Below are 1907 nucleotides of genomic sequence, written 5' to 3' on the forward strand. Positions count from 1 at the left end.
TGTTGGCGGCGGCGTAAATCCGACACCAGACGGCGGCGCAAGGTTGAGTTAAACACTGGACCATGCGCCGCAGGCATTGCCGCCCGCAGGGCGAGTAAAGCAGGATCAGAACCCGCCCTCGACGTCGTCGATATCGGCATCGGTGGGCGGTGAACGCTGTACGCGGATCAGCTCGTGTAACTCAGCGCCGTAACGCATCCAGATGCGCGCGCGCAGATCGCTGAGCAGCTCGAACACGGCGAACGCCTGCTGGGGTGACCAGTCGGCGTCAATCAGGAAGTCCAGCCCGCGAGACAGGCCCGAAGGCAGGTGCGTGCGGCGGCTCACGGCTTCTTCTCCGGGCGCGCAGCGTTACGCCTCCTGGAGCGCTGCTCGGCCCGCTCGCGCGCTTCCTTGACGCGATACGACTCGCCCTCGATCGCGATGACCTCGGCGCGATGCACGAGGCGATCGACCAGTGACACGACGCAGGCTGCATTCGGGAACACCTCCGACCATGCTGCAAACGGTTTGTTCGTTGTAACCACTGTGCTCGCGGCGCCGTATCTGCGGCTCACCAGCTCGAACAGCAGGTCGGCATGGCGGTTCGAGTACGACAGGTAGCCCACCTCGTCAATCAGGAGCACTTCGGGCGAAGCGTAGCGATGCAGGCGCCGGCGCAGCGCCGAGTCACTGTCGAGTGCGGCCAGTTCGCCGAGCATCTGGCCAGCGGTGGTAAAGAGCGCCGTGTAGCCGTGTATGAGCGACTGGTACGCGAGGTTCAGTGCGAGTGTCGATTTACCCACGCCGTTCGGCCCGATCAGCACGACGTTGGACTTCTCCCTGACGAACTCGAGCGCCATCAGTTCCTCGAGCGCGCCGCGGTCAATCCGTTTGGGCCATGCCCAGTCGAAGTCTGCCAGCGGCTTGAAGTTGCCCAGGCGGGCGTCGCGGATTCGCCGCTCGAGCGAACGGCGCGCGCGTTCCTGCTCTTCCCACTGCAGCAACGGCTCGACCCATGACGCGTCGGCGATCTGGCTCCAGTGCGCCAGCAATCCATACATCCGCAACGCATTGGCACGCTCCTGCAACTGCTCAGTCCTGTTCATCATCGGCCTCCCGCGTGAGCTGGTCATAGATGTCGAGCCGGTGTGGCGTCACGCGCTTGTCCTTGTCGCGCACGTGTTCCGGGAGCTTGATGGCGATGGGCGGAGGGGCTCCCCGGGCAGCCCGCCGGCGCTCCAGCGCCAGGCGCACCGGGTTCTGGTGCGGCGCGGCGCCGCTCGCGAGGGTTTCCTCGATCGCGGCCTGCAGTTCGGCGGCGCCATACCGGTCGAGCAATCGCAGCAGCTGCGCGGTAATGTTGCCCAGATTGCTGCCGCGTTCGGCCGCGCGCAGCATCAGTGTCCGGGTAGCCGGCGCGGCGTGCGCGAGATGGTCCAGGCCGCGGTGGTGGCGAGCCTCACGTTTGTGCTCCACCAGCGCATCGATGTGCGTCGCGATCTCGATCTGCGCGCCGCGGTCGTAACTGCGAGCATGCTCGGCGACGATATCGGCGCCATCGAGGATGCGCACCTGATGCGGGTCGGCACGAACCGTGAGCGTGCGTCGCACATGCGTGTGCGGTATCGAGTAGTCGTTCAGGTCGAAGCGCACATAGGGCGTCTTGCCGGCTGTCACGGCAAGCGGCAGTTCGCACGGGTACGGGTTCTCCGGCAATGCGAGCAGGCTCGGCTTCTCGCGCTCGAAGGCTTCGCGCACAGTGATGGCCGGATCCTCCCGGCATGGACGATCGGCTGCCACGCCCGCGCACCATTGTGCGGCCTGGGCGTTCAGATCATCGAGATCGGCGTACTTGCGCGCAGCAAAGAAGCTCTCGCGTGCGAAACGAATTGCTCTTTCGACGCGACCTTTTTCGTTGTTATGGC

Annotated in this window: 2 protein-coding genes and 1 pseudogene; all 3 read right to left on the reverse strand. The window is 65.4% G+C overall.

Annotated elements, in window-relative coordinates; genetic code table 11:
* Positions 1 to 105: 105 nt before the first annotated feature.
* A complete protein-coding gene (locus EVC45_RS44320; protein ID WP_129964327.1) occupies positions 106 to 327 on the reverse strand; it encodes a hypothetical protein in 222 nt (73 codons plus the stop codon).
* On the reverse strand, positions 324 to 1088 hold the full coding sequence (gene istB / locus EVC45_RS44325) for an IS21-like element helper ATPase IstB (RefSeq protein ID WP_129964328.1): 765 nt from the start codon (positions 1086 to 1088) through the stop codon (positions 324 to 326). Before istB ends, EVC45_RS44320 begins: the two co-directional genes overlap by 4 nt.
* Positions 1075 to 1907, reverse strand: a pseudogene (locus EVC45_RS44330) (IS21 family transposase); the annotation flags it as partial. The gene istB and the pseudogene EVC45_RS44330, both read right to left, overlap by 14 nt.

Source organism: Paraburkholderia sp. UYCP14C (assembly GCF_004197395.1).
Classification (GTDB): domain Bacteria; phylum Pseudomonadota; class Gammaproteobacteria; order Burkholderiales; family Burkholderiaceae; genus Paraburkholderia.

Excerpts from the sequence above, each read along its gene's own strand:
- istB (WP_129964328.1), bottom strand. The coding sequence starts at position 1,088 with ATGAACAGGACTGAGCAGTTGCAGGAGCGTGCCAATGCGTTGCGGATG.